At 73.4% G+C, this 26,028-nt stretch carries 20 protein-coding genes; 13 read left to right on the plus strand and 7 right to left on the minus strand.

Annotated elements, in window-relative coordinates:
• Positions 1–13: 13 nt before the first annotated feature.
• The 4 genes from OG462_RS15420 to OG462_RS15435 form a co-directional block, all read right to left on the minus strand.
• Positions 14–3,703 (minus strand): S8 family serine peptidase, encoded by a 3,690-nt coding sequence (locus OG462_RS15420; RefSeq protein ID WP_406058008.1) that lies wholly within the window; start codon positions 3,701–3,703, stop codon positions 14–16.
• Between the two features lie 155 nt (positions 3,704–3,858).
• The gene (locus OG462_RS15425) at positions 3,859–5,133 is read right to left on the minus strand and encodes an MFS transporter (RefSeq protein WP_406066555.1); all 1,275 of its coding nucleotides are present in this window, start codon (positions 5,131–5,133) and stop codon (positions 3,859–3,861) included.
• Between the two features lie 38 nt (positions 5,134–5,171).
• Positions 5,172–5,618 carry a GNAT family N-acetyltransferase gene (locus OG462_RS15430; protein WP_406058009.1) on the minus strand — a complete coding sequence of 149 codons (447 nt, stop codon included), beginning with the start codon at positions 5,616–5,618 and terminating at the stop codon, positions 5,172–5,174.
• 104 nt (positions 5,619–5,722) lie between these two features.
• Positions 5,723–9,064 carry a BTAD domain-containing putative transcriptional regulator gene (locus OG462_RS15435; RefSeq protein WP_406058010.1) on the minus strand — a complete coding sequence of 1,114 codons (3,342 nt, stop codon included), beginning with the start codon at positions 9,062–9,064 and terminating at the stop codon, positions 5,723–5,725.
• A gap of 144 nt (positions 9,065–9,208) precedes the next feature.
• On the opposite strand from OG462_RS15435, the gene OG462_RS15440 reads away from it, so the two are divergent.
• The 3 genes from OG462_RS15440 (at position 9,209) to OG462_RS15450 (ending at position 12,243) form a co-directional block, all read left to right on the plus strand.
• A complete protein-coding gene (locus tag OG462_RS15440; protein ID WP_406058011.1) occupies positions 9,209–9,976 on the plus strand; it encodes an SDR family oxidoreductase in 768 nt (255 codons plus the stop codon).
• A 108-nt stretch (positions 9,977–10,084) separates the two neighbouring features.
• Positions 10,085–10,765 (plus strand): NAD(P)H oxidoreductase, encoded by a 681-nt coding sequence (locus tag OG462_RS15445; protein WP_406058012.1) that lies wholly within the window; start codon positions 10,085–10,087, stop codon positions 10,763–10,765.
• Positions 10,762–12,243 carry an MFS transporter gene (locus OG462_RS15450; protein ID WP_406058013.1) on the plus strand — a complete coding sequence of 494 codons (1,482 nt, stop codon included), beginning with the start codon at positions 10,762–10,764 and terminating at the stop codon, positions 12,241–12,243. The genes OG462_RS15445 and OG462_RS15450 overlap by 4 nt, the downstream gene beginning before the upstream one ends.
• Before the next feature lie 109 nt (positions 12,244–12,352).
• Here OG462_RS15450 and OG462_RS15455 read toward each other — a convergent pair whose 3' ends face one another.
• Positions 12,353–13,630, minus strand: coding sequence for a wax ester/triacylglycerol synthase domain-containing protein (locus tag OG462_RS15455; protein ID WP_406058014.1), 1,278 nt, complete (start codon positions 13,628–13,630; stop codon positions 12,353–12,355).
• 54 nt (positions 13,631–13,684) lie between these two features.
• Between OG462_RS15455 and OG462_RS15460 the strand changes: the two genes are divergently transcribed.
• The 5 genes from OG462_RS15460 to OG462_RS15480 all read left to right on the plus strand — a co-directional run bounded on the left by OG462_RS15460 (position 13,685) and on the right by OG462_RS15480 (position 18,687).
• Positions 13,685–14,959, plus strand: coding sequence for a cytochrome P450 (locus OG462_RS15460; RefSeq protein ID WP_406058015.1), 1,275 nt, complete (start codon positions 13,685–13,687; stop codon positions 14,957–14,959).
• Positions 14,956–15,456 (plus strand): NUDIX domain-containing protein, encoded by a 501-nt coding sequence (locus OG462_RS15465; RefSeq protein WP_406058016.1) that lies wholly within the window; start codon positions 14,956–14,958, stop codon positions 15,454–15,456. The genes OG462_RS15460 and OG462_RS15465 overlap by 4 nt, the downstream gene beginning before the upstream one ends.
• 62 nt (positions 15,457–15,518) lie before the next feature.
• Entirely contained in the window at positions 15,519–17,189 is a 1,671-nt protein-coding gene (locus OG462_RS15470) for a prenyltransferase/squalene oxidase repeat-containing protein (protein WP_406058017.1), read from the plus strand.
• Complete coding sequence (locus OG462_RS15475; protein ID WP_406058018.1) at positions 17,186–17,416, plus strand: acyl carrier protein; 231 nt, start codon at positions 17,186–17,188, stop codon at positions 17,414–17,416. Before OG462_RS15470 ends, OG462_RS15475 begins: the two co-directional genes overlap by 4 nt.
• Complete coding sequence (locus OG462_RS15480) at positions 17,416–18,687, plus strand: beta-ketoacyl-[acyl-carrier-protein] synthase family protein (RefSeq protein ID WP_406058019.1); 1,272 nt, start codon at positions 17,416–17,418, stop codon at positions 18,685–18,687. Before OG462_RS15475 ends, OG462_RS15480 begins: the two co-directional genes overlap by 1 nt.
• Positions 18,688–18,712: 25 nt before the next feature.
• Here OG462_RS15480 and OG462_RS15485 read toward each other — a convergent pair whose 3' ends face one another.
• Positions 18,713–19,195, minus strand: coding sequence for a MarR family winged helix-turn-helix transcriptional regulator (locus OG462_RS15485; RefSeq protein ID WP_406058020.1), 483 nt, complete (start codon positions 19,193–19,195; stop codon positions 18,713–18,715).
• Between the two features lie 118 nt (positions 19,196–19,313).
• Here OG462_RS15485 and OG462_RS15490 point away from each other — a divergent pair, with 118 nt between their 5' ends.
• Together OG462_RS15490 and OG462_RS15495 are read left to right on the plus strand one after the other, a co-directional pair.
• Positions 19,314–19,730, plus strand: coding sequence for an organic hydroperoxide resistance protein (locus OG462_RS15490; RefSeq protein WP_189829493.1), 417 nt, complete (start codon positions 19,314–19,316; stop codon positions 19,728–19,730).
• Between the two features lie 233 nt (positions 19,731–19,963).
• Complete coding sequence (locus tag OG462_RS15495; protein ID WP_406066557.1) at positions 19,964–22,021, plus strand: phosphocholine-specific phospholipase C; 2,058 nt, start codon at positions 19,964–19,966, stop codon at positions 22,019–22,021.
• 92 nt (positions 22,022–22,113) lie between these two features.
• Here OG462_RS15495 and OG462_RS15500 read toward each other — a convergent pair whose 3' ends face one another.
• A complete protein-coding gene (locus tag OG462_RS15500) occupies positions 22,114–23,325 on the minus strand; it encodes a hypothetical protein (RefSeq protein WP_406058021.1) in 1,212 nt (403 codons plus the stop codon).
• 389 nt (positions 23,326–23,714) lie between these two features.
• Here OG462_RS15500 and OG462_RS15505 point away from each other — a divergent pair, with 389 nt between their 5' ends.
• From OG462_RS15505 to OG462_RS15515, 3 genes are read left to right on the plus strand one after another with little or no spacing between them, the layout of a single operon-like run.
• Entirely contained in the window at positions 23,715–24,170 is a 456-nt protein-coding gene (locus OG462_RS15505) for a hypothetical protein (RefSeq protein ID WP_406058022.1), read from the plus strand.
• A gap of 48 nt (positions 24,171–24,218) precedes the next feature.
• On the plus strand, positions 24,219–24,545 hold the full coding sequence (locus tag OG462_RS15510; protein ID WP_406058023.1) for a carboxymuconolactone decarboxylase family protein: 327 nt from the start codon (positions 24,219–24,221) through the stop codon (positions 24,543–24,545).
• 49 nt (positions 24,546–24,594) lie between these two features.
• Complete coding sequence (locus OG462_RS15515; protein ID WP_406058024.1) at positions 24,595–26,025, plus strand: DUF2252 domain-containing protein; 1,431 nt, start codon at positions 24,595–24,597, stop codon at positions 26,023–26,025.
• Positions 26,026–26,028: the final 3 nt, after the last annotated feature.

A 26,028-nucleotide genomic window follows, 5' to 3' on the forward strand; every position in this document is an offset into this window, starting at 1 on the left:
TCCGTACGATCGGCTACTTCACGCCCACCGCGCGGATCAGTTCCTGCTTCACCGAGCCGCCCCGGTCGTCGCTCGCCCCGGCCCGCAGCGAGACGGAGCTCGCGCCGGACGGGACGCGCAGCTCGCCGTTCCAGGCGGCGTCGCCGTGCCACGCCTTCTTGAGGGCGACCTTCGTCCAGGTGGCGCCCTCGTCGTAGGAGACCTCCAGGGTGCCGCCGGCGATGGTGCCGGTGCCGGCCGCGCCCTTCACGTACTCGGCGGAGATCCCGACGGGCAGCTTGCTTCCGGCGCGGACGTCACCGTTGAGGTCGGTGTCCACGTCGAAGCCGAGGTTGAGCATCGGCAGGTAGGTGGCCCGGTCGCTCGGCGTCTCGGCGGAGCGGAAGGTCCACTCGCTGTGGCCCTTGCCCGCGAGGCGCCAGCGCGCCGGGTCGAGCGTGGTGTCGGTGACGACCTTGTAGGTCGCCTCCTCCGCCGGGGCGTCCCAGGCGTAGGCGCCGGAGCTCATCTTGCGGTCGACGCGGGTCCCGTTGACGTACACCTCGGTGTACTGGGTCATCGAGTCGTCGCTCCACACGTTGCCGAAGCCGGTGTGGTCGGTGCCGGAGTCGCCCCAGCCGGGGGTGTTGAAGCGCAGGTCGTTGCCGCTGCGCTGCTGGCCCCAGCCGAGGCCGGTGCCCAGCCACGGGTGCCAGACGGGGCCGAACCAGTCGAGGTTCACCCGGCTGCCGCCCCGGTAGGACGGGGTGCCGCCGCGCTCTTCGAGGGAGTCGCCGAGGTCGACGGACTCGTGCCAGCGCTGGCCGGTGCCGGTGGAGACGTACTCGGTGCGCTCGGTCGGGAAGGCGATCCACTCCTTGAAGCCGAAGCCGATCCGGAAGGTGTCGGTGATCGAGTAGCGGAACTCGCCGCCCAGCTCCTTGCGCTTGGTGGGCGCGTAGAAGGTGGAGCGGATGGTGGCGAGTTCGTCCTCGTCGGGACGGAAGACCAGGTCCTTGCCGATGGCGCCGGGGTGTCCCTCGGAGAGGTCGTACGTGAACGGGGTGAAGCGGGTGCCGGTCAGCTCGACGCGCTTGCCGCGGGCCGCGCCGGCGGCGAGCCGCTGCGCGTCGGCGGTGTTGACGGTGGCGACGGCGAGCGGCCGGTCCTGGTAGTCGGCGGTGCCGAACCACTTCATCAGCCGGCCCGGCTGGTCGTCGGTGACGAACAGGGCCTTGGCCCCCGCGTCCTGGGCGGCCTGGGCGAGCTGCGTCGGGTCGGCGCCCTCGGTCAGCCGGACGAGGACGGCCTTGCCGGTGACGTTCTTGCCCGTGTACTCGGCGGGGGTGCCGGTGCCCGCGTCGACGAGGCCGAGACGGTGGCTGCCCTCCAGGAGGGTGCCGCCGGCCTGCGGGGTGGCGCCGGAGAGACGGGTGCCGTCGACGCTCGCCTCCAGCAACGGCTTGCCGAGGCGCCAGACGGTCCGGTACTCGAAGGTGCCGGTGGCGGGCTTGCGGGTGGGCGCCGCGAAGATCGAGTCGTACTTCGACGGGACCTGGACGGCGCCGCCGTACGAGGCGCCGTTGGCGTCGCGGTCGAACTCCATGAGGAGCTGGCGGGTCTCGGTGCGCTTCTCGACCTCGGCGCGGATCTCGCGGAGCTGCCGGCCGTCGAGGGTGATCTCGCGGTCACGGTCGAGGGTGATCTCCGGCTCGGTGAGGAGACCGAGGCCGAGGGAGTCCTTGCCGTGGGAGCCGCGTACGTCGAGGAAGGTGTCGACGGTGTACGTGCCGGGCTTGAGGCGCAGTTCGAGGGTGCCGGACTCGCCGACCGTGGCCGGGAACGGGTCCGCGTCCGCCGCGAGCTTCTGCACGCCGAGGTAGGCGGGTGTGGGGGCGCCGTCACGGTCCTTGACGTGGACGGTGAGGGTGTAGCGCTCCTCCTCCTTCACCAGGCCGAGCGCGGTGTGCGCGACGGCGGTGCCGGCGGCGGTGGCGGTGACCCGGCCGGAGGACTGGCCGACGGGGGCCTTGGAGCCGTCACCGGTGACGGTGGTGCTCGCGGTCCCGTGGGCGGGCACGGTGAGGGTGGTGTCGGCGAGGGCGGCGACACCGGCCGGCATGCCCTCGACGGCCAGGTTCAACTCGACCGGGGCGTCCGAGGAGTTGGTGTAGGTGACGGTCTTCGTGACCGGCTTGCTCTCCTCGTACGGCCAGGAGACGAAGCCGAGGTCGGCGGAGCCGGTCGCGGTGACGTTGGCGGCGATCGCGGCGGCCACGTCGACCCGGCCGGAGCCGAGCGCGTAGGCGGAGTCGGTGAGCGTCTTCGACGAGGACATCAGCCCGTTCTTGAGCTGGGCGCCGGTCCAGTCGGGGTGCTTCTCGGCGAGCAGCGCGGCGACACCGGCGACGTGCGGGGTCGCCATCGACGTACCGCTCATGGAGGTGTAGAGGCCGCTGCCGGGGACGAGCTGGGAGCGGGCGGCGAGGATGTTCACGCCGGGCGCCGACAGGTCGGGCTTGAGGGCCTGGTCGCCGTAGCGGGGGCCCTGGCTCGTGAAGTAGGCGGCCTCGTCGGAGGAGTCGACGGCGCCGATGGTCAGCGCGGAGTCGGCGGCGCCGGGCGAGCCGATGGAGCCGGGGGCTCCGGAGTTGCCCGCGGCGATGACGAAGAGGGCACCGGTCTCGGCGGAGAGCGTGTTGACGGCCAGGGCCATCGGGTCGGTGCCGTCGCTCGGTTCGCTGGACCCCAGGCTCATCGAGACGATCTTCGCGTCGATGTCCTTGGCGGCCCACTCCATGCCGGCGATGATCTCCGACTCCGAGCCGGAGCCCTGGTCGCTGAGGACCTTGCCGACGGCGAGGGTGGCGCCGGGGGCGACGCCCTTCTCCTTGCCGTCGGAGCCGGCGCCGCTGCCGCCGACGGTGGAGGCGACGTGGGTGCCGTGGCCGTTGCGGTCGGCGACCTCCTGGCCGGCGATGAACGACTTGGTCTCGGTGACCCGGCCCGCGAGGTCGGGGTGGGCGAGGTCGGCGCCGGTGTCGAGGACGGCGACCTTCACGCCCTTGCCGGTGAGCCCGGCCTCCCAGGCCTTCGGGGTGCCGATCTGCTCGTTGGACTCGGCCATGGCGGCCTTGACCCGGCCGTCGAGCCAGACCTTGCCGGGGGCGGCGGAGCGGGCGTTCGGGGCGGCGGTGAAACCGCGCCAGAAGGCGGCGGGGTCGGTGGCGGTGACGGCGGCGCCGCCGATGCTGGGCAGCGGGCGGACGGTCTCGGCACCGCGCGGGGTCACCGCGGCGGTACGGGCGCCCTTGCCGCCGTAGCTGACGATCAGCGGCAGGTCGCCGGTGATGCCCTGCTCCACGAGGCCGGTGACGTCGAAGAGGCGCGGGTCGAGCGCGCCGGAGGCCAGGTAGGGGCGGGCCTCGTCGGGGACGACCGTGACCCGGCCGTTGACGGTCTGGCTGCGTATCGCGCCGGTGGCACCCTTGGCCCGGTCGACGGTGACGGTCTGCTGCCCGCCGCCGAGGTCGGTGAGGGTGACGCGGTCGCCGGTGACGAGGGTGACGGTGGTGCTCGCCGCCGCGCCCTTGAAGGTGTCCGGTACGGCTGAGGCGGTGGTCCCGGCAGCGGCGGTCTGCCCGGCCGAGAGCATCACGAGGGAGATGCCCGCGGCGATCAGCGCGGCTCTCCCTCTGTCGAAGGGTGCGTTCCTCGACGTCATCGTTCGAACTCCTCGCGGACCCGGGGTCGGGGGTGTTTCCGGGTGCCGCGAGGAGTCTTGGCCCTGAGGAGGGGTGTTGACTCCGCTTGATCCTGGCGGTTATGTGCCGTGGCGGCCAACCGCCAGAGCATGACGTGCCGTTCGGGGAGAATTGCTCACGGAGTCGGGTCGAGCGCGTCGTACCGGCGGAAACCGCGCCCGTACAGGGCGAGGGCACCGACCGCGAGGACACAGGCGATTCCGCCGCCCGTGACGGCGACGGCGGGCGAGGTCAGGTCGGCCACGGAGCCCGCGAGGAAGTCCCCGAGCCGGGGTCCGCCGGCGACCACCACGATGAACACGCCCTGGAGCCGGCCGCGCATCTCGTCCGGCGCCGCGACCTGCATCATGGTGTTCCGGAAGATCATCGAGACGGTGTCGGAGTAGCCGGCGAGGGCGAGCAGGAGCAGCCCCAGCCAGAGGTTCCGGGTGAGCCCGAAGACGGCGATGGCGGTGCCCCAGCAGGCGACGGCGATCAGGATCGCCTGCCCGTGGTGGCGGATACGGCCCTGCCAGCCGGACAGGATCCCGCCGAGCAGCGCCCCGAACGCGGGCGCGGCGACGAGGAGTCCGGCGGTCTTCGCGTCACCGCCGAACCAGAGCACGGCGACGGCGGGGAACAGAGCGCGGGGGTGGGCGAGGATCATCGCGCAGAAGTCCGAGAAGAACGTCATCCGCAGGTTGGGCCGGGTGGCGAGGAACCGCAGCCCGTCGAGCACGGAGGCCCTCTTGCCGCCGGTCCGTTCCGGGAGCATCGACGGCAGGCGCCACATCGCGTACAGGCTCGCGGTGAAGGCGACGGCATCGACGAGGTACGCGGTCTGGAACCCGGCGAACCCGACGATCAGCCCGCCGAGGCTCGGCCCGACGAGCATGCCGAAGGTCGTGACCATCGAGTTCAGCGCGTTGGCGGCGCGCAGCTGCTCGGGTGGCAGGAGACGGGGGATCATCGAGCTGCGCGCGGGCGAGTTGAGCGCGGCGCAGACGGCCTGGAGGGCGACGATCCCGTACAGGAACCAGACGCGGTGGAAACCGGCGAACGCGGCGGTGGCGAGCGCGACCGAGAGCACGGCGGAACCGCAGGCGCTGTAGAGCCCGAGCTTGCGGCGGTCGACCGTGTCGGCGATGGCACCGCCGTACAGCCCGAAGACGACGAGCGGGACGAGCGAGAACAGCCCGACGAGCCCGACGGAGAAGGGCGAGCGGGTGATGTCGTACACCTGGAGGGATACGGCGAGTGACGTCATCCCCTGTCCGACCCAGGAGACGGTGCTGCCGAACCAGAGGCGGCGGTAGTGGGCGGAGGTCCGCAGCGGGGTGAGGTCGGCGAAGAGCCGGCGGCGCTCGGGGGCCGGGGGCTGCGCGTCGGATCGCGGCGACGGCTGGGGCAGGGAGTCGTTCCCGGGCTGGGGCTGGGGCTCGGTGGCGGTCACGCGATGTCGTACCGGAGCTCGGGGCGGTCCCAGTGGATGTGCCCGGTGGGCGGGACGGTTCCGGTGCGGACGGCGCCGGTGCGCAGGTAGAACTCCTCGGCGGGCGGATGCGCGACGACCCGCACGGTCTTGAGCCCGGCGGCCCTGGCCTGCTCGGTCATGTGCTCCATGAGCAGCCGCCCGATGCCGAGGCCCTGGGCGCTGTCGGCGACGAAGGCGAGGTCGAGCTCGGCGTCGTCGACGAGCAGCGCGTAGAACCCGAGCACGCGGTCGCTCGCGTCGACGGCGACGAACACGGGATGGTGCTCGATGTACGCACCACCGACCTGGTACCCCGCGACCATGGCGGCGTAGTCCCCCCGATAGGCACGGGAGGTCCGGACGAGCCGGGTGAGCCGCTTGGAATCGTCGGCGGTGGCACGCCGGATGGTGAACTCGGACATGGGGCGAGTATAGGGGCGTTGGCGGATGTTGATCCTTACGTTTTGGCAAACGACAAGGTCGGGGCCGGGCGGCCCGCCTCCGTCACCGCAGCCCGGCCCCCTGCCTACCGCCCCGCCTCCGTCACCGCCGACTCGTGGGGCAGGGTCGTGCCCTGGGTGAAGGCCGTCGTGAAGGCGGTCGGGCCCAGGGTCGTACGGGCCGCCTCCTCCACTCGGTCGACGTCCAGCCGCTCCGCCGGAGGCAGCGGTGCGCCCGTCGAGGCACGGAGGGCTGACGCCGTGCCCAGGAGGAGCGCGGCCCCTCTGGCCCGGCCCCCACCCGCGTGTGCCGAGGCAAGGCCCTCCAGGGCGAGCGCGACCGCACGCGGATCACCGGAGGACAGGGCGGTGCCGTAGCCCTCCTCCTGGAGCTTCAGCGCCCCCGCCGCGTCGCCGCGCGCCAGCGCCGAGAAGCCCAACTCGGCCAGGATCAGCGCGTTGGCGGAGTCGAGACCGACCGCCCGGTGCCAGTCGAGGACCTCCCGCATGTGCCCCTCGGCCTCCTCGACCAGACCCTCCCGCCGCGCGCCGAGGCCGAGCCCGAGCACCGCGTTGATCTCGCCCGCCCGGAACCCGACCTCGACCGCCCGCTCCCGCGCCGCCGCGTGGTACGCCCGCGCCTCGGCGAGATCGCCCCTCAGCAGGGCCGTACGCCCGATCCCGGCCAGCAGGTCCGGCACCTCGGTCGTCAGGCCGAGGCCCTCCGCCGCCGCAAGACCCGCCCGCTTGAGCCGGTCCGCCCGCTCGTACTCCCCGTGGATCTCGGCGACCGTCGCCAGCGGATACACCGACCACAGCCGGCAGCACGCGTCGCCGACCTCCGCGAACAGCGTGTCCGACCGGGCCGCGTCCTCCTCCGCCCCCGTCACGTCGCCGCCGAGCAGCCGCTGCACCGAGCGGTCCGCGAGCGCCGCCGCCTCGACCCAGCGGTCCCCGTGGGCCCGGGCGCCGTCGAGCGCCTCCGCCGTCAGATGACCGCCCTCGCTCTGGCTGCCGGTCCCGCAGAGCGCGTGCGAGAGGAACCAGCGCGCCCACGCGCGGTCCGCGGGACGGCGGGGCCCGGCCTCGTCGTACGCCGTGAGCGCCTTCGCGATCCTCCCCTGCCGGTCCGTTCCGTCGCCGCCCATGACGGCGAGGCCGGTGCGCCAGACCTCCACGCGGGCGCGGAGCGCGGCCGGTTCGGGCCGGGCCGTGCCTTCCTCGACCGGCCGCAGTGCCGCCGTCGCCGAGCGGAGCGCCTCGCCGAGGCGGCCGCGCATGACCCAGTACCAGGCGAGCGCGTCGACGAGCCGGAGCGCCACCTCGCCGTTCCGCCCGGTGCCGGGCGCGGCGAGCGTCCTGTCCAGGGCGGCCCGCAGGTTCGACGTCTCCGCATCGAGGTGGGCGAGGCGGCGGCGCTGGTCCGGACCGCGCAGCGCGGGCCCGGCGTCCTCGGCGAGGCGCAGGTAGTGGGTCAGGTGCCGTTCCCGTACGGCCTCGGCCTCGTCCGCGTCCCGCAGCCGTTCGAGGCAGTACGCGGCGACGGACTCCAGGAGCCGGTAGCGGGGCCCGTCCGGCCCGTCGACGGCCACGACGAGCGAGCGGTCGACGAGGCGGGCGAGCAGACCGAGGACGTCCCCGGCGGCGACGGATCCGACGGATTCGGATCCATCGGATGCGGCGGATACAGGGGATGCGAAGGATGCGGACCCGTCGGCACCGGACACGTCGCCGTCCCCGCCCGCGCAGACCTCCTCCGCCGCCGCCAGCGAGCAGCCCTCCGCGTGAACGGCCAGTCGTCGCAGCACCGTTCGTTCCTGCTCGCCCAGGAGATCCCAGCTCCAGTCGATGACCGCCCGCAGGGTCTGCTGCCGGGCCGGCGCGCCGCGCAGCCCAGCGTCGAGCAGCCGGAAGCGGTCGTCGAGTCGCGCCAGGAGCCCGTGCACACCCAGGGCGCGGACGCGGGTCGCCGCCAGCTCCAGGGCGAGCGGGATGCCGTCGAGGCGGCGGCAGATGGCCCGTACCGCCTCCTGGGCGGCGGGATCGAGCGCCGCACCGGACCCGAACCCGGGCGCGGACGCGGCCGCCCGCGCCGTGAACAGTTCGACCGCGCCGTCCCCGTCGAGCGGCTCCACCGCCCACAGCGTCTCGCCCGCGAGGGCGAGCGGCTCCTGACTGGTCGTCAGGACGACGAGTCCGGGCGCGGTACGCAGCAGCAGCTCGGCGAGCGAGGCCGCCTCGTCGACGACGTGTTCGCAGTTGTCGAGGACGAGCAGCGTGCGCTTCCCGCGCAGGACCTCGGCGAGCCGCTCCGCCGTCGTGAGCGCCCTCTCCCCCTCGGGCCGCAGCCCCCACACCCCGTCGTCGCGGAGTTCGAGCGCGGCGGCGACGACCTCGGCGAGTTCCCCGCGCGCGCCGGCGAACTCGACGAGCCACACCCCGTCCGCGAACTCCTCGCGCGACTGCCCGGCCGCCTCCACGGCGAGCCGGGTCTTCCCGACCCCGCCGGGCCCGGTGAGCGTGAGGAGCCGCCGCTCCGTGAGCAGCCCCCGTACCTCCGCGACGGCCGCGTCCCGCCCGACGATCCCGGTGAGCGGCGCGAAGAGATTGCCCCGCACGGACCCCCCGGCCGGCGACGGGGCGGGGAGAGAGGCAGCCACCGGTGCCGGCGCCGGCGCCGAGAGCGACGCGTCCTGCCGGAGCATCGCCGCGTGGAGCGAAGCCAGTTCGGGGCTCGGGTCGAGGCCCAGCTCATCGGCGAGGAGGGCGCGCAGCTCCTCGTACCCGGCGAGCGCCTCGCTCTGCCGTCCCGCCCGGTACAAGGCCCGCAACTGCACCGCCCGCAGTCGCTCGCGCAGTGGATGACGCGCTACGAGCTCCGCCAACTCCCCTGCCAACACGTCCTGTTCGCCCGCCTCCAGCCGCGCCTCGGCCAGCGTCTCGCGTACGACGAGCCGCTCCTCCTCCAGGCGGTCCGCGGCCGCCCGCGCGAACGACTCCTCCGCGAAGTCGGCGAACGCCGGGCCCCGCCAGAGATCGAGCGCCTCACCGAGCAGTGCGGCCCTGGCGCGCGGGTCGACCGTCTCCCGGGCGAGGGCGGCGAGCCGCGCGAACTCGTGTGCGTCCAAGGCGCCTTCGGGTACGGCGAGCAGATAGCCCGGCGCCTGGGTGACGACGAGATCGCGCCCGCCGGGCTCGGCCTCCTCCAGGGCGCGGCGCAGCTGGGAGACCTTGGCCTGGAGGGCCCGCAGCGGGTTGCCGGGCGGTTCGTCGCCCCAGAGGTCGTCGACCAGCCGGAACGCGGCGACCGGCCGGCCCGCGTCGACAAGGAGCGCGGCGAGCAGGGCCCGCACCTTGAGCTCCGGGACCCGGACGGGCGTGCCGTCCTCGGTCCGTACGGCCGTCTCCCCCAGCACCGCGAATCGCATACGGCCACCGTAACCCGGCCCGAACAAGCCCTGGTCCGGGCCCGAACCCGGCCCGAACAGAACCCGAGCCGGACCCGAACAGCCTCCCGGCAGAGTCATCCCTGTCAGCAGGAAGCGACACACGAAACCACCAAGGAGCAGGACATGAGCAGCAACAAGCCCCTCGCCGGCAAGACCGCCCTCGTCACCGGCGGCAGCCGCGGTATCGGCCGGGCGATCGCCCTCCGCCTCGGCGCGGACGGCGCCCGGGTCGGCGTCCACTACGCCAGCAACGAGACCGCCGCGAAGGAGACGGTCGCCGCGATCGAGGCCGCCGGCGGCTCCGCCTTCGCCCTCCGCACCGAGCTGGGCGTCCCCGGCGACGCCGACGCGCTCTGGACGGCCTTCGACGCGGAGACCGAGGGCGACCACGGTCTCGACATCCTGGTCAACAACGCCGGGATCGCCGGCCCCGGCCTGATCCACGAGGTCGAGGAGGCCGACTACGACCGGGTGTTCGCGATCAACGCCAAGGCACCTTTCTTCATCATCCAGAAGGGCCTCGACCGGCTCCGCGACGGGGGCAGGATCATCAACATCTCCTCCGGGGTCACCAAGGTCGCCTTCCCGGGCATGACCTCGTACGCCGCCTCCAAGGGGGCCGTCGAGGTGCTGACCCTCACCCTCGCGAAGACCCTCGGCTCCCGGGACATCACGGTCAACGCGGTCTCGCCGGGCACGATCGAGACCGACATCCACCCGTGGATGGCCGACCCGGCCGCCAAGGCGCACGCCGCCGGATTCTCGGTCTTCAACCGGGTGGGACAGCCGGGTGACGTGGCCGATGTCGTCGGCTTCCTCGCCTCCGACGACGCCCGCTGGATCACCGGCCAGAACATCGACGCGAGCGGCGGCTCCGGCCTCGGCCTCTGACCGCCCCGATGCCGGCCACCCACGGGCGGGCCCGCGACCATCCCGGGCCCGCCCCACCACCCGCACGAGCCCCCTCTCCTCCCCACCCACCCGAAGGAACCTCAGGCCATGGCACCTCACACCCTCCTCGTCCACGCCCACCCCCGCACCGACTCCCTCACCGCCCAGGTCGCCGCCCGGCTGCACGCCCGCCTCAAGGACGAGGGCGGCACCGTGGACGTACTCGACCTGTACGCCGAGGGGTTCGACCCGGCGCTCCGCCCGGAGGACGAGCCTGACTGGGAGAACCGCGAGAAGGTCTACTCCCCCGAGGTCCACGCCCACATGGACCGCATCCTGGCCGCCGACGACATCGTGGTCGTCTTCCCCGTGTGGTGGTTCACCCCGCCGGCCATCCTCAAGGGCTGGATCGACCGGGTGTGGAACTACGGCTTCGCGTACGGCCGGAGCCGCCCCCGGCTCGCGGGGAAGCGGCTGCTGTGGCTGGCCCTGATGGGCGGTACGCCCGAGGAGATCGAGCGGCTCGGCATGACCGACGCCCTCGGCCTGATGCTGGTGACCGGCATCTCCGAGTTCTGCGGACTCCCGGACGCCACCCTCCGCGTCCTGCACGGCACCGAACTCTCCGGGGTGTCAGTGGAGTTGCGTGCCGGCCGGGTCGCCGACCTGCTCACCGAGGCCGAGCAGGCCCTGGCGGAGGAACTGCCCGCCACAGCCACAGCCACTGCAACGACCACCGCCGCCACCACCACCACCGAGAACACCGTGAACGAGGAGTCGGCACGATGACCACGACCCTCGCGGAGAACACCGCGACACCGCCCCGGGCCGGGGCCCGCCAGTGGCTCGGCCTCGCCGTGCTCCTCCTCCCCGTCACCCTGATGACCGCCGACCTCGGCGTGCTGTGGCTCGCCACCCCGTACCTCTCGGCCGATCTGCGGCCCAGCGGCGGCCAGTTGCTCTGGATCACCGACATCTACGGCTTCCTCACCGCCGCCACCCTCGTGATCATGGGCACGCTCGGAGACCGGCTCGGCCGCCGCAAGCTCCTGATGGCCGGTTCGGCCGGCTTCCTGCTCGCCTCCGTCCTCGCCGCGTACGCCCCGAACGCCGGGACGCTGATCGCGGCCCGCGCCCTCCTCGGCATCGCGGGGGCGGCGGTCCTGCCCTCCACGCTCGCCCTGATCAGCCACATGTTCACGGACGCCCGGCAGCGGGCCACGGCCATCGCGATGTGGGTGACCGCCCTCTCGGTCGGGCTCGCGATCGGACCGGTGATCGGCGGCGTGCTGCTCGCCTCCTGGTGGTGGGGCTCGGTCTTCCTGATGGGCCTGCCGGTCATGCTGATCGCGCTGGTCACGGCGCCGCTGCTGCTCCCCGAGTACCGCGACCCGAACCCGGGGCGCCTCGACCCGGCGAGCGTGCTGCTCTTCCTCCTCGCGGTCCTTCCGCTGGTGTACGGCGTCAAGTCGCTCGCCGCGCACGGCCCGACGGCCGAGGCCGCGATCGCGTTCGCCCTGGGCCTGACCTTCACGACCCTCTTCGTCCGCCGCCAGAACCGTCTGGAGTCCCCGCTCCTCGACCTGCGGCTCTTCAGGAACCGGGCCTTCACCGGCGCGCTGCTCACCCTGCTCCTGGGCATGACCGCGCTCAACGGCGTCGAGTACCTGGTCCCGCAGTACCTCCAGGCGGTCGCCGGACTGCCGCCGCTCGAAGCCGGGCTGTGGCTGCTGCCGGGAGCGGCCGGTCTGATCGCCGGTTCGCAGCTGACTCCCTTCGTGGCGCGGAAGATCCGCCCGGCGTACGTGCTGGCCGGCGGGCTCCTCGTCTCCCTTGCCGGCTACGCGGTGATCGCCCTGGCCGAAGGGGTGACGGTGGCCGCTCTGGCCCTCGCGGTCATCATGTTCGGCGCGGCCCCGATCAGCGTCCTCGGGACGGCCCTCGCGGTCGGCTCCGCCCCGGCCGAGAAGGCGGGCGCGGCGGCAGCGACCGGGCAGACGGCCTACGACCTGGGGCTCGCCCTGGGCATCGCGGTCACCGGCAGTGTGGCGGTCGCCGTCTATCGGGGCGGTATCCCGGCGGACGCCCCGGCCGCGGCCCACGAGAGTGTGGGCGCGGCGCTCGCCCTGCAGGACGAGGGGGTGCGGGAGCAGGCCCGGGAGGCGTTCACCACCGCCCTCCACTCCGCCTCGGCCCTGAGCGCGGTCTTCGCCCTGGTGACGGCGGCCGTGGTCCTGACCCTGCTCCGCAAGGTCCCCCGCACCTGACCTCACCCCCGCACACACTGCTCGCCGCGCCTACCGCGCGGCGAGCAGCATGCGTGGGGCCCCGACCCAGGCCCATGCCCATGCCTCGCGTCCGGCCCCGCTCCCGGCGTCACCGCGATGCCACCTCACGCGCGAACGCGCCGCCCTCGGCGAGCCGTTCGTACTCGCCCAACGCCGCCAGCCACGCCTCCGGCAGCCGGTCCGCCCCCGCCAGCGCGCTGTCGGTGAGGAAGGTGACGTGGAGGCGGCGGCGGTGGACGACCCAGGCGACGAACAGCGGCTGCCCCGGCACCATGACCGGCAGTGCGTACACCCCGGAGGCGGGGACGCCGTCGAAGCCCAGCGGCTGCCGTACCCGCAGGTCGGCGACGCTCAACGGTGTACTGCGGGCGTCGACACTCCGAGCGAGCGTCAACCGGCCGATCCGGTAAGGGAGTTTCCGGAAGACGACCCGGTGCGCGTCGGCGAGGCGGGCGAGCCGTGCGGGGTCGAGGGCGCGGCCGAGGCGGTCGAGCCGCCGGGCCCGGTCGGGTTCGCCGCAGGGGAGGCCGACCCCGGCGACGGCCACCCGGTTGCCGAGGAGGGGGTGGGGGTCCTCGGGGTCGCGGATGCCGATCCCGAGGTTGGTACGGAGCTCCCGACCGTGCCCCCGGCCGCCGGGGTCCCAGTCGTGCGGGTGCCAGGCGCGCAGGGCCTCGGTCGTCAGGGCCAGGCACAACTGCGGGACGGTGGCCCCGGTCAGCCGCCCGAGCCCGTGGAGCCGGGCGGTGTCGACGTCGGCGAACCCGGCGGCGTACGCCTGGGAGGGCGGGGTGTCGAGGGCCGACCACCAGGTGACCCGGCGCGGCGGCCGGAACTCGGGCAGTACGGCCGCCCAGGACACGGGCCGGGGCGTCCGGAAGGCGAGGGCCCGGGGGCGCGGCAACCCCTCGGACCCGAGGAGGCGTTCCAGCGTGGCGACGGCGGCGGCCCCGTCCTGGAAGGCGTGATGGGCCCGGTAGCAGAGCCCGTACCCGCCGCCCGCCCGGTGGACGAGCCAGAGCCCCCACAAGGGGCGGTCCCGTGGCAGGGGTTGGCGCAACAGCTCGGCGGTGACCGCCGCCAGGTCCGTGGAGCCGGGTAGCTCGTACAGGTGACGGTCGGGGTCGAAGCGGGGATCCGGCTCCCAGAGCGGCCGCCGGGCGCTGCCGGCCGGCCGGTGGGCAAGCTCCGGGAGCAGGTCGAGGCGGCGTCTCAGATGGTCCAAGAACCGGGCGCGGGAGGGTGGTTCTCCGTCGAGGACGACCAGGCCGCCGAGGTGCAGCGCGGAGTCCGTCGCGTGCAGCGCGGCCACGTCGAGGGAGAGCCGGTCGAGGACCGAGAGGGGTACGGCGCCGGAGGATCGCACGGGATCTGAAGATCGCACAGAGCGCTACGATACGTCATCATGCAATCGCGATGCGTGACGGATGGCATGCTCCCCGACTTCCTCGACGACGGCACCGTGACGGCCTGGACCGCCTCCGGAGCACCCCTCGTCGACCTGCTGCGCCAGGCCCACACACCGGGCCGGCTCACCGGTTTCCGCCGGGGCGGCCGCGCGGCGGTCCTGATCACGGAACCGCGGCACGTGCACCAGGTGCTCGGCGTCGGCGGTGACCGGTTCGTCAAACGCTCGCATCGGGCGAAACCCCTGCTCGGCGACGGGATGCTGACCGCGACGGGTGAAGCCTGGCGGTCCCAACGTCGGCTGCTCCAGGCGATGTTCACCGGCCGTGGCATCCAGCGCTGGGAGCACCACATCGCCGGCGCGACGACGTCCGTCGTCGACCGCTGGGCCGGGCGGGCCCGTCGCGGCGAGTCGACGGACATCGCCGAGGACGTGCAGTTCTTCACGGTCGACACGATCTGGCGCTCGCTGACCGACCACCCCCTCGACCACGAGACGTACGTCGACCTGGCGGCCGTGCAGGACATCGTCGCCGCGCTCCCCGCCGACGTGGGCGGCGCCGCCACCCTCCCGCCGGAGGTGGAGGCCGCTCTGGCGGCCCTGGACGACCGGGTGCTGCGGGCCCTGGCCGAGGCGCGGACCCGGCACAGCGGAGGCGGCGAAGGGCCGAGCGTCCTGCACCGGCTGCTCGACGCGGCCGAGACGGACCCGGCGTACACGGACCGGCTGATCCGGGACGAGCTCGTCACCCTGCTCGTCGCCGGATACGAGAGCAGCGCACGCACATTGACCTGGGCTTTCGTCCTGCTCGACCAGCATCCCGCGATCATGGAGCGGGTTGCGGGTGACGCGGCGGCCGGTGGTGCGGCGGCCGTCGAGGCGGTGCTCTCCGAGACGCTGCGGCTCTACCCGACGGGCTGGCTGCTGCCCCGCCACAGCCCGGCCGACGAGTTCGTCGACGGCTGGCAGATCCCCGCCGGTACGGACCTCCTCGTCTGCCCGTACCTGACCCATCGCGACCCGCACGTCTGGCCCGAACCCGAGACGTTCGCCCCGGACCGCTTCCCCGCCGCGGCGCCGCTGCCGCCGGGCGCGTACCTCCCGTTCGGCATCGGCCCGCGCGCCTGCCTCGGCACCCGGTTCGCGATGCGGGAGATGGAATCGCTGCTCGGCGCGCTCCTCGCCCGCTTCACCGTCGAGACGACCGCCCCGGCCGGGGAGCCCGTCTTCGGCATCAACCTGCGCCCGGCAGGCCCGCTGCCCGCGCGCGTCCGCGAGCGGACGTGAACGCGAACGCCCACGAGCGCGTCGACTACGTCGACCCCGGCGACCGGGTGGTCGCCCAGGGCGGACGGGCGGCCGGACCGCCCGCCGGTCTGCTCCGCCGGTACGCGGCGACCGTCTGCACCGACTCCGCCGGCCGGGTCCTCCTCTACCGGCGGACGCCCACGGCCCCGGCATACCCGGACCACTACGACGTCCTGATCGGCGGGGCGGTGCGAACCGGTGAGGAGTACCGCGCGGCCGCACTCCGGGAGCTCCGCGAGGAGCTGGGCTGGACGACGGTGACCGGCCTCACCGAGGCGTACCGGCTCCGCGTCGACGATCCCCACGGCGACTGCTTCCTCACCGTCCACCGCTGGGTGGCGGACCGGGCGCCCCGGCCCGACCCCCGGGAGATCGCCTGGTGCGGCTTCGTCGCGCCGCTCGCGGTCATGACGGGCGGCTACACCCCGCTGGTCCCGGCGGGCGCGGAGGCCGTACGGCGCCTCTTCCCCACCTGACCGCCGCCGCGCTGACCGCCGCCGCGCTGTCCGACGGCCGCCCCGCCCTTTCCCTCACCCCGATGAAGGACACCCCCACGATGACGTACTGCGCGCTGCCCTTGGCCAGTGCCTCGCTCGCCGCCCCGGGCCCCGCGCCGGGCCCCGCGCCGGGCCTTCCATCCGCCGTCGGCCGGCTCGACCGGGCCCGGGCCCGGCTCGCCACCCGCCTGGTGGCGGCCGCCGGACCGGACGGACTGCTCCGCGCACCCTGCGACAGCCGGATCCTGGAGTCCGCCCTCGCCCTGCGGCTGCTGACGGTGACCGGCGTCGACCCGGACGCCCAGGAGCGGCTCATGCGGCGGCTGAAGACCGCCGTGGACGAGGGCGCCCCCGACCCCGTGCAGGAGGCCGCCGCCCGCGCGGCGCTCGGCGAGTACGTGGACGGGCCGGCCGCGCTGACCCGGCTGCTCGGCGGCTTCGACCACTTCACCGCCGGACGCAAGCGGCTGATGTTCCAGACGGTGCTCGCGGAGCTGGGCGCCCACCCGTTCCCCGCCCTCGCCTCCCCCGGCCGCGTCTTCGAGGCGCGCGGCCAACAGCGGTGGCTGGCCACGGAGATGGCCGCCCTGAAGGTCCTGTACGCCTTCGGCACCGGATCGCCGCGGCTCGTCACCGAGGACGACTGGCGCACCCTCGCACCCTGCGCGCTGCCCGGCCCTCCCCCGTACGGCAACCATCTCGCCCGGACCCTCGCCCTGCTGGCGCTCCGGCACCGGCCCCGGTACGCGGCGGCCGTGGGCGCGCGGGCGCGGGAGCTGCGCGAGCTGCTCCGCGAGGACGGCGGGCTGCCCTTCATCACCGGCATGGACGTGTTCGCGACGGCCACCGGCGGTCTCGCACTGGCCGGCGCGGGAGCGCCCACGCACACGCTGCGGGCCCTCGCCGCAGCCCTGATCGAGCGTCAGAACCAGGACGGAGGCTGGGGTTTCGACCGCGCCGTCGCCCAGAGCGACGTCGACGACACCTCGTACTGCGTGGAGTTCCTGCGCGCGACGGCCCCGGAACGGTTCGGCGCCGAGGTGGCGGCCGCCGGACGGTATCTGCTGGCCCGACGGGGCGAGGACGGCGGCTTCCCGACCTTCGAGCCCGGCACGGCCTCCGAGGTGGCGATAACGGCGGCGGCCGTGAACGCGCTGGCGCCCGACCCGGCGCACCGCACCGTGGTGGAGGCCGCGGTCCGGTTCATGGTGGCCCGGCAGGAGGCCGCGGGGCCGTTCGAGCGCAGCTGGAGCCTCAACGAGAGCAACGCCCTGTTCCGTACGGTCCTGGCGTACGACTCCTTCCACACCGTGGCGCCCGGCCACCCGACGGGGACCGAGGTCCTCCGGGCCCGTGCTCGGGCGGTGGCCCGGCTGGTCGACACCCAGAACCCGGACGGCGGCTGGGGGCACGTGCCGTCCGACCCGAGCGACCCGATCAGCACCGCGTACGCGCTGATCGCCGTGGCCCGGACGCCGACCGTGCCGTCCGCCGTGGGCGCCACGGAGCGCGCGGTCCGCCACCTGCTCGACCGGCAGCGCCCGGACGGGGGCTTCGTCTCCCGCCCGGACCAGGCGGGGCCGAGGCCCCTCGCCTATCACGTACCGCTCCTGACGGACGTGTGCGTGCTGCTCGGCCTGAACCACGCGCGCGCGGCGGCCTCACGCGACCCCCGTCGCACACCCACTCCGACCGGCAAGGAAGCCGTATGACCTTCGAGGAACTGAAGAACCTGCTCGTCTCGCTCGGACTCGACCCGGAGGACGTCACACCGGAGGCGACCCGCGAGGAGGCCGGGCTCGACTCCCTCCTGCTGACCGAGCTCGCGCTCGTCCTGCGCAAGGAGCGGAGCATCCCCGTACCGGAGGAGGAGCTGTACGCGGCGCCCACCGTGGCCGCGATCGAGCGGCTGGTCGCCGTCCACGCGGGGGTGGTCTGATGCGCGGCGGGAGCGGGCCGGTGCCGGGTGGGGGCGGCCCGGTGCCGGGCCGCGCCCGCCCGGCGGGCGGCGGCGCGGCCGTCACCGGCGTCGGTCTGTTCACGCCGGCGGGTGCGGACCGGGCGACGACCTGGGAGACCGTGCGCGTCGGGAAGCCCACCGCCGGGCTCGAGGAGCGCGACGGGCTCACCTACCTCGCCTGCCGGGCGCCCGGGCTTCCCGAGGACTTCGGCCGGGCGGCGGCGGCACGGCGGCCCGACCGCAGCGCCGCCCTGGCGCTGTGCGCGGCGCGGGAGGCGCTCGCCGACGCCGGTCTGGACCCGGGCGGCTGGGACGGGACGCGGGTCGGGGTGGTCGCCGGGACCGGGGCCGGCGGCGTCCTCACGTACGAGGCGCAGCGCGGGGTGCTGGGGACGGACGGTCCCGGGGACATGTCACCGTTCGCGGTGCCGGGCGCCCTGCCGAACGCGGTCGCGGCGCAGCTGGCGGTCGAGTTCGGGATCCGGGGCCCGTCGATGGCGGTGACCACGGCGTGCGCGGCGGGGGCCACGGCGATCGGTGTGGCGCTCGACCTGCTGGCCCTGGGGCGCTGCGACCTCGTCCTCGTGGGCGGGGCGGAGGCCTCCCTGAGCCCCTTCTACATCGCGGGCTTCGACCGGCTCCGGGCGCTGTCCCGCCGCTTCCACGACCCGGCGGGCGGCCTCCGGCCGTTCGACGTGGACCGGTCGGGCTTCGTGATGGCGGAGGGCGCGGGCTTCCTGGTCCTGGAGCGGCCGGCGGACGCGGCGGCGCGCGGGGCCCGCCCCAGGGCGCTGATCAGCGGTTACGGGGCGACGTCCGACGCACACCACGTGGTGGCGCCCCGGCCGGACGGTTCGGGCCTCGCGGCGGCGGTCCTGGGCGCGCTCGCCGAGGCGGGCGCGTCACCGGAGGACGTCGACCTGGTCAACGCGCACGGGACGGGCACGCCGCGCGGGGACGCCGTGGAGGCGGCGGTCCTGGCGGCCCTGCTGCCGCACCGGCCGCCGGTGACGTCTACGAAGGGCGTGACCGGGCATCTGCTGGGTGCGGCGGGCGCGGTGGAGGCGGCGCTCACGGTGCTGTCGCTCGCGGAGAGCACGGTGCCTCCGACGGCCAATTTCACGGAGCCGGGCGAGGGCATCGACCTCGACGTCCCCACGACGGCCCGCACGGCCCGGCTGCGCCTGGCCGTCTCGACCTCGGTGGGCTTCGGTGGCCACAACGCGGCCCTGGTGATCACCGCGCCGTAACCCAGCCGCAGAAGGTGGCAGCCGGCTAGCGGCAGACGTTCAGGTCGTCCGGGTCGACGCCGTCGAGCCGGACGGCCAGGGCGTCGAGGCGTTCCCGCAGGTCGCGGATGTCGGCGAGGTCGAGGCCCGTCGCGGTGGCGATCCGGCGCGGCACGTCGCGGGCCTTCTCCTTCAGCGCGGTCCCCTCGGCGGTGGGCCGCACGGTGACGGACCGCTCGTCCTCGGGGCTGCGGCGCCGCTCGACGTATCCGGCCGTCTCCAGGCGCTTGAGCAGCGGGGACAGGGTTCCGGAGTCGAGCCGGAGGCGTTCGCCGATGCCCTTCACGGGCAGCTCGCCGTGTTCCCAGAGCACCAGCATGGCGAGGTACTGGGGGTAGGTGAGCCCGAGCTCCTTGAGGGCCTCGCGGTAGACGCCGTTGAAGGCGCGGGTCGCCGCGTGCAGCGAGAAGCAGATCTGGTGGTCGAGCCGGAGGAAGTCCTCGTCCGGGACGGTGTCGAGCGTCTCCATGGCTCCAGGATACGCGAGGACACCTCACACGCGATTGAGTTGTGCACAATTGAATAGTGCGCTATCAATAGAGAGCCACCGCAGCACACCGCACCCCGAGGACAGGAACGGAAGAACCATGGACGCGATCTACACCGCTGTCGCCACCGCCAACGGCCGCGAGGGCCGCGCCGTCAGCTCCGACGGCCACATCGACCTCCCCCTCGCCCACCCCCAGGCCCTCGGCGGCAACGGTCAGGGCACCAACCCCGAGCAGCTCTTCGCCGCCGGGTACGCGGCCTGCTTCGCCAGCGCGATGAACCTGGTCGCCCGCCAGGAGAAGATCGACATCTCCGACGCCTCGATCACCGCCGAGGTCTCCATCGGCAAGGACCCCGCGGACGGCGGCTTCGGCCTCGCGGTCATCATGCGCGCCGAGTTCCCGGACCACCTCCAGGGCGAGGCGGGCAAGTCCCTCCTGGAGAAGACCCACGCCTTCTGCCCGTACTCCAAGGCGACCCGCGGCAACATCAAGGTCGACCTCGTCGTCGAGTAGTTTTCTGTCGGTTCACGCACACCCCCGAGGGTCATCGACCACCGGGGGTGTTCGCTTGTGGGTTTTTCCGTTCGGGCACGAGGGATTCGTCTGCCGTACGACGGGCAGTCATGGAACGGCCGCCGGGCGGTGGTTCGCGGGCGCTCTCCTTGGGGCGCCCGTCGGCCGGTCCACCCGGCCGGCGCACGCGCACCCCCACCCGTGCCCGTATCGACCCGGAGGAGAACTCCCCCATGGCCGACCTCGACCGTCGCCGGTTCCTTCAACTCGCGGGCGGCACCGCCGCCTTGACGATGCTGTCGGAGAGCATCGCGCGCGCCGCCGCGATCCCGGCGCAAGGTTCCACCGGAACGATCCAGGACATCGAGCACATCGTCGTCCTGATGCAGGAGAATCGTTCCTTCGACCACTATTTCGGGTCGATGAAGGGCGTACGGGGCTTCGGCGACCCCCGCCCCGTCACGCTGCCCAGCGGGAAGTCGGTCTGGAACCAGGCGAGCGGCACGAAGGTCACCCTGCCCTTCCGGCCGGAGAGCACGAAGCTCGGCATGGAGTTCCTCCAGGGCCTCAACCACGACTGGGCGGGCGGCCAGAAGGCCTTCAACAAGGGCGCGTACGACCAGTGGATACCAGCCAAGACCCCGGCCACGATGGCGTACCTCACCCGCGAGGACATCCCGTTCCACTACGCGCTCGCCGACGCGTTCACGATCTGCGACGCCTACCACTGTTCGTTCATCGGCTCGACCGACCCGAACCGCTACTACCTGTGGACCGGCCACACCGGCAACGACGGCACGGGCGGCGGCCCGGTCCTCAACAACGCCGAGGCGGGCTACGGCTGGAAGACGTACCCCGAGCGCCTTGAGGCGGCCGGCGTCTCCTGGAAGGTCTACCAGGACATCGGCGACGGGCTGAACGCGGCCGGTTCCTGGGGCTGGATCAACGACGCCTACCGCGGCAACTACGGCGACAACTCCCTGCTGTACTTCAACACGTACCGCAACGCCCAGCCCGGCAACCCGCTGTTCGACAAGGCCCGTACGGGTACGAACGCCAAGGCGGGCGAAGGATTCTTCGACCGGCTGCGCGCCGACGTCCAGGGCGGCCGGCTGCCCGAGATCTCCTGGATCGCCGCCCCGGAGGCCTTCTCCGAGCACGCCAACTGGCCCTCCAACTACGGCGCCTGGTACATCGCCCAGGTTCTCGACGCGCTGACCTCGAACCCGGACGTGTGGGCCCGTACCGCTCTGTTCATCACCTACGACGAGAACGACGGCTTCTTCGACCACGTCGTCCCGCCCTACGTCCCGGGCTCCGCCGCCCAGGGCCTGTCCACCGTCGCGACGGGGCTCGACCACTTCCCGGGGAAGACCGGCTACGTCGCAGGCCCGTACGGCCTCGGCCCGCGCGTCCCGATGCTCGTCGTCTCCCCCTGGTCCACCGGCGGCTACACCTGCTCCGAGACCTTCGACCACACCTCGGTCATCCGCTTCATGGAGCAGCGCTTCGGGGTGAGCGAGCCCCAGATCTCGCCCTGGCGACGGGCCGTCTGCGGCGACCTGACCTCCGCCTTCGACTTCACGCGGACGGACACCTCGGCGGCCTCGCTGCCGCCCGTCGGCGGCTACTACCCGCCGGACAAGAACCGTCACCCCGACTTCCTCGCCACCGCTCCGGCGACCGGCGCCATGCCCCGCCAGGAGCGCGGCGCCAAGCCCACCCGGCCGCTGAAGTACGCCCCCTTCGTGGACGGCGCCGCCGACACCGCCGCGGGCAAGTTCGGCCTCACGTTCGGCGGCGGCCCCTCGGCGGGCGCGCAGTTCTACGTGACCTCGGCGAACCGCACCGACGCCCCCTGGACGTACACGACCGAGGCCGGCAAGTCGATCGCGGACACCTGGAACACGACGTACTCGAAGGGCGTCACCGACCTCACGGTCCACGGCCCCAACGGCTTCCTGCGCCGCTTCCGCTCCCCCGGCAAGACCGCCGTCCCCGAGGTCAAGGCCCGCCACAACGCCACCACGGGCAACCTGGACCTCACGTTCACCAACGCGGGGACGGCCGACGCCCGACTCACCGTCACCCATGCCTACGCGGGCGGCCCGCGGACCGTCACGGTCCCCCGCGGCGCCACCGTCGCCCACACCGTCGATCTGAGCACCAGCCGCGCCTGGTACGACGTGACCATCACCTCGGACACGTCCGCCGACTATCTGCGACGCCTCGCGGGCCACGTGGAGACGGGGACCTCGGGCATCACGGACCCGGGCATCCTGACGTACTGACCCGTACTGACCCGTACGTCACCCCGCCCGCCCGTCGAACGGGCGGGCGGGGTGACGGGGTGGCGTGCGCTCGCTCCCGGCTCGGAGCCGGATCAACCCTTGGGAGCCACCTTGTCCCTGCCCTCACGGCCGGTGGCCGCCAGCAGGGCGAGGACGGCGAGAACGGCGAGGAGGATGAGCACCAGCAGCAGGACGGTGAGCACCGTCGGGTGGTTCCAGAAGGCGAAGATCAGCGCCAGGACGAGCAGCACCCCGATGGTGAGCCACCGGCGGTAGGTGTCCACCCAGGTGCCCACCTTCCCGGTGTGCACTCCGTGGGCCCCGCCCCAGCGCGCCGCGGAGTCGGCCGTACGCTCGGCCGTGCCGCGCACGGCGCGCGGCAGCCGGCCCGTACCGGACAGGTAGGCGCCGAGCGCCACCATGACCCCGAGGACGAGTGCGGTGCGAATGCTGACCCGCAGGAAGCGGACCAGCGTGTCGAAGATCGCCGCGGCCGCGTCCGGCGACTGCACCTGCTCGGGCAGATGGTCGAGGTAGTAGCGGCGGGCGATCACCAGGCCGATGGCGAGCACCAGACAGGCCGCGGCCGCGCCGAGGGTCGTGGTCACCAGGGCCCGGCGACGGCGACGGGCGAGCAGCACCCCGATCGCGCCGAGCACCACCGTGAGGACGGGCAGCCAGTTGCCGACGACGTCGAGGAGATGGGCCAGGTCCCTGATCTTCTCCAGCTTGTCGGACTGGAAGAGCACCATCTGCTTGTTGACCTCGGGGATCTTCGCCGCCGGGGAGAGTCCGGCGTCCACGAGATCCTTCTTGACCTGCTCGACGGCGGCTCCCACGTCGAGGGTGACCGTGCCGCCGCTGACCTCCACGGAGCCCCGGCCCTGGCCGGTCAGCGCGTGCACCACGGCCGTATGGGCGACGCGGTTGGCCTCGGTCCAGACCTTCTCGAACCGGTCGCCCTCGACGAAGCGGGTCGCCACCTTGGTGACGGCCTGGTCGACCGCCGAATCCAGCTGCGGCCCCAGCGACTTGATCGCGTTGCCGACCCGGGGCGGCAGCCCCTGGGACTCCAGCCACGCCGCGATGTCGGACGTGACCTGCGCGCCGTCGACCCTGGCGTCGGCGGCTGCGGCGATCCGCTTGACGGCCGCCGCCTCGACCGCCGGGTCCGACGCGAGCGGGGCGACCGTCGACACGTACCGGTCGTTGTCGAGGACGATGTCGTGCACCCAGACGGTGATCAGGGACACCGGCACGAGGATGCAGGTGAGCGTGATCAGAACGGCCGAGACGGTGCTCATCGCGATCCGTCCGGCACGTGAGCCCTTCCTGCTCGGCGGCGACGGAGCGTCAGGAGCGGCGTCGGGCGGTCGGGCCGGCCTCGGCGGCTCTGGGGGCTCGGGCTGATCGGGCGGCTCGGGCGGCGTACTCATGGCACTCCCGGGGCTGCTGCGGAGAAACTGCCTGTACCCCATTAGGTACTCACGGTGGCGAGCCCCGCATTCCGGGTTGCTCCGCCGAGGTGCGGGCCGGCCGCGGACGGCGGCGGTCACATCGCCGTCGAGCACGCCGCCCCGGCGGCCGTGATACTCGAAGGGAGGCACCTTGGCCCGCCATCCCGAGGAGGCACCACCAGCTCGACGGCCGAAGGGATGCCCGGCAACGGATCGCAAGCTGCGAGGTGACTTCTATGAGCCAGCAAACACCGGCCGGAGGGCAGGGGAAGAACACCGGCACCGCGCCGGGGAACGCGCACCGGTCCGGAGGCGGCGGCATTGCCGGCGGGGGCACCGTGTTCGCCGCGGTGCTGCTGACCCTCTCGGGCGCCCTCGGCATCCTCCAGGGCATCGCGGCCATCGCCGAGGACGACGTGTACGCCCGCGTCGGCAACTACGTCTTCGAGTTCGACCTGACGGCCTGGGGCTGGATCCACCTCGTCCTCGGGATCCTCGTCGTGCTGACCGCGGTGGGCCTCTTCAAGGGCGCGAACTGGGCGCGGGCGGCGGGTATCTGCCTGGCCGGCCTCAGCATGATCGCCAACTTCATGTGGCTGCCGTACCAGCCGTGGTGGGCGATCACCATCCTGGCGATCGACGTGTTCATCATCTGGGCGCTCTGCTCCAGCTGGTCGCACGCGAGCGACTGACGGGCTCGACAACACAAGGCTCGACAACACGACAGGAGGACATACGCCATGTCCACCGCATCGGAAACCCCCGTCCTGGACACCCTCGCCGCCATGACCGTCGACTCGCTCGAACGGTGCGGACTGGCTCCGGACATGCTCATGGTCGCGCGGATCGCGGCCCTCGCCGCCTCGGACGCCCCGCCGATCTCCTACGCGGCCCACATCAACCTCGCCGTCGAGGCCGGCATGACGGCCGAGCAGCTGCAGGACGTCCTGGTCGCCATCGCGCCGATCGTGGGCACCGCCCGCGTCATGACGGCGGCGGGCAACATCTCCGCGGCGCTCGGCATCGCCATCGCCGTCGCGGACGCCGAGATGGAGGACCAGGGCTAGGGGGTGTCTTGCTCCTAGGACTCACGTCCACCCGGTAAGAGAGGTTCCGATGTCCCAGAACGCGACCACGGCGATGCGCGCGGCGCGCCACGCCACGCCGGAGGAGCGCGCGGCGCTCGGCAAGAAGGCCCGGCGCCGCTCACCGCGGTCGGGCCATGCCGTCTACCAGCCGGCCACCGACAGGCCCGACCCGCTGACGATCCTGGAAGGGCAGTCGGCGACACGCGTCCAGGAGCTCGTCCCGATCCGCTACGCCCGTATGACGGAGTCCCCGTTCCGCTTCTATCGCGGCGCCGCCGCGATCATGGCCTCCGACCTGGCCGACACCCCCCGCTCGGGACTCACCGCCCAGCTGTGCGGGGACGCGCACATGCTGAACTTCCGTCTCCTCGCCTCACCGGAGCGGCAGTTGATGTTCGACATCAACGACTTCGACGAGACGCTCCCGGGCCCCTGGGAGTGGGACGTCAAACGACTGTCGGCGAGCTTCGTCATCGCCGCCCGGGCGAACGGCTTCGACGAAGCCGAGCGCGCCCGCATCGTCCGGCGCACGGTCCGTTCCTACCGCGAGGCGATGATCCGCCTCGCGGGCATGCGCGATCTCGACGTCTGGTACGCGAAGATCGACGCGGACCGCCTTGAGGCGCTGGCCGCGGACCGGCTGCACAAACGCGGACGGAAGAACCTGGCCCACGCCATGGCGAAGGCCCGAACCCGCGACAGCCTCCAGGCCTTCGACAAGCTCACCGAGACGGTCGACGGACGGCCCGTGATCGCGGCGGATCCCCCACTGCTCGTTCCGGCGAGCGACCTGTTGCCCGACGTCGAGCGCACCGCCCTCGAACGCCAGTTCCGCAGTCTGATCGAGCGGTACGGCAGCACCCTGCAGTCCGACCGGCGCACGCTCCTGGCGGACTACCGCCTGGCGGACGTCGCCCGCAAGGTGGTCGGCGTCGGCAGCGTCGGCACCCGCTGCTGGATCTTCCTGCTCCTCGGCCGGGACGACCAGGACCCGCTCTTCCTCCAGGCCAAGGAGGCGGACACCTCCGTGCTCGCCGCGCACGTCGGCGCGAGCGCGTACCGCAATCAGGGCGAGCGCGTCGTCTCCGGCCAGCGCTTGATGCAGGCCACCAGCGACATCTTCCTCGGCTGGGAGCGCGTGGACGGGATCGACGGCAAGCGGCGCGACTTCTACATACGCCAGTTGCGCGACTGGAAGGGCATCGCCGTACCGGAGGAGATGATCCCCAGGGGCATGGAGGCGTTCGGCGACCTGTGCGGGGTCACGCTGGCGCGGGCGCACGCGCGGTCCGGCGACCGGATCGCGATCGCCGCGTACCTGGGCAGCGGCGACTCGTTCGACCGGGCGCTCGCGACCTTCGCGGAGGCCTACGCCGACCAGAACGAGCGCGACCACCAGGCCCTGGTCGACGCCGTGCGCGAGGGCCGGCTACCCGCGGAGGAGCTGCCCGAGTCCTGACCC

This window comes from Streptomyces sp. NBC_01077 (genome assembly GCF_045162855.1).
Lineage (GTDB): Bacteria > Actinomycetota > Actinomycetes > Streptomycetales > Streptomycetaceae > Streptomyces.

Bases quoted from the DNA above. Each gene is read 5' to 3' on its own strand.
- OG462_RS15510 (WP_406058023.1), top strand. From the start codon at position 24,219: ATGTCCACCGCATCGGAAACCCCCGTCCTGGACACCCTCGCCGCCATG.
- OG462_RS15435 (WP_406058010.1), bottom strand. From the start codon at position 9,064: ATGCGATTCGCGGTGCTGGGGGAGACGGCCGTACGGACCGAGGACGGC.
- OG462_RS15430 (WP_406058009.1), bottom strand. From the start codon at position 5,618: ATGTCCGAGTTCACCATCCGGCGTGCCACCGCCGACGATTCCAAGCGG.
- OG462_RS15490 (WP_189829493.1), top strand. From the start codon at position 19,314: ATGGACGCGATCTACACCGCTGTCGCCACCGCCAACGGCCGCGAGGGC.
- OG462_RS15515 (WP_406058024.1), top strand. From the start codon at position 24,595: ATGTCCCAGAACGCGACCACGGCGATGCGCGCGGCGCGCCACGCCACG.
- OG462_RS15440 (WP_406058011.1), top strand. From the start codon at position 9,209: ATGAGCAGCAACAAGCCCCTCGCCGGCAAGACCGCCCTCGTCACCGGC.
- OG462_RS15470 (WP_406058017.1), top strand. From the start codon at position 15,519: ATGAAGGACACCCCCACGATGACGTACTGCGCGCTGCCCTTGGCCAGT.
- OG462_RS15505 (WP_406058022.1), top strand. From the start codon at position 23,715: ATGAGCCAGCAAACACCGGCCGGAGGGCAGGGGAAGAACACCGGCACC.
- OG462_RS15475 (WP_406058018.1), top strand. From the start codon at position 17,186: ATGACCTTCGAGGAACTGAAGAACCTGCTCGTCTCGCTCGGACTCGAC.
- OG462_RS15485 (WP_406058020.1), bottom strand. From the start codon at position 19,195: ATGGAGACGCTCGACACCGTCCCGGACGAGGACTTCCTCCGGCTCGAC.
- OG462_RS15500 (WP_406058021.1), bottom strand. From the start codon at position 23,325: ATGAGCACCGTCTCGGCCGTTCTGATCACGCTCACCTGCATCCTCGTG.
- OG462_RS15480 (WP_406058019.1), top strand. From the start codon at position 17,416: ATGCGCGGCGGGAGCGGGCCGGTGCCGGGTGGGGGCGGCCCGGTGCCG.
- OG462_RS15445 (WP_406058012.1), top strand. From the start codon at position 10,085: ATGGCACCTCACACCCTCCTCGTCCACGCCCACCCCCGCACCGACTCC.
- OG462_RS15450 (WP_406058013.1), top strand. From the start codon at position 10,762: ATGACCACGACCCTCGCGGAGAACACCGCGACACCGCCCCGGGCCGGG.
- OG462_RS15420 (WP_406058008.1), bottom strand. From the start codon at position 3,703: ATGACGTCGAGGAACGCACCCTTCGACAGAGGGAGAGCCGCGCTGATC.
- OG462_RS15495 (WP_406066557.1), top strand. From the start codon at position 19,964: ATGGCCGACCTCGACCGTCGCCGGTTCCTTCAACTCGCGGGCGGCACC.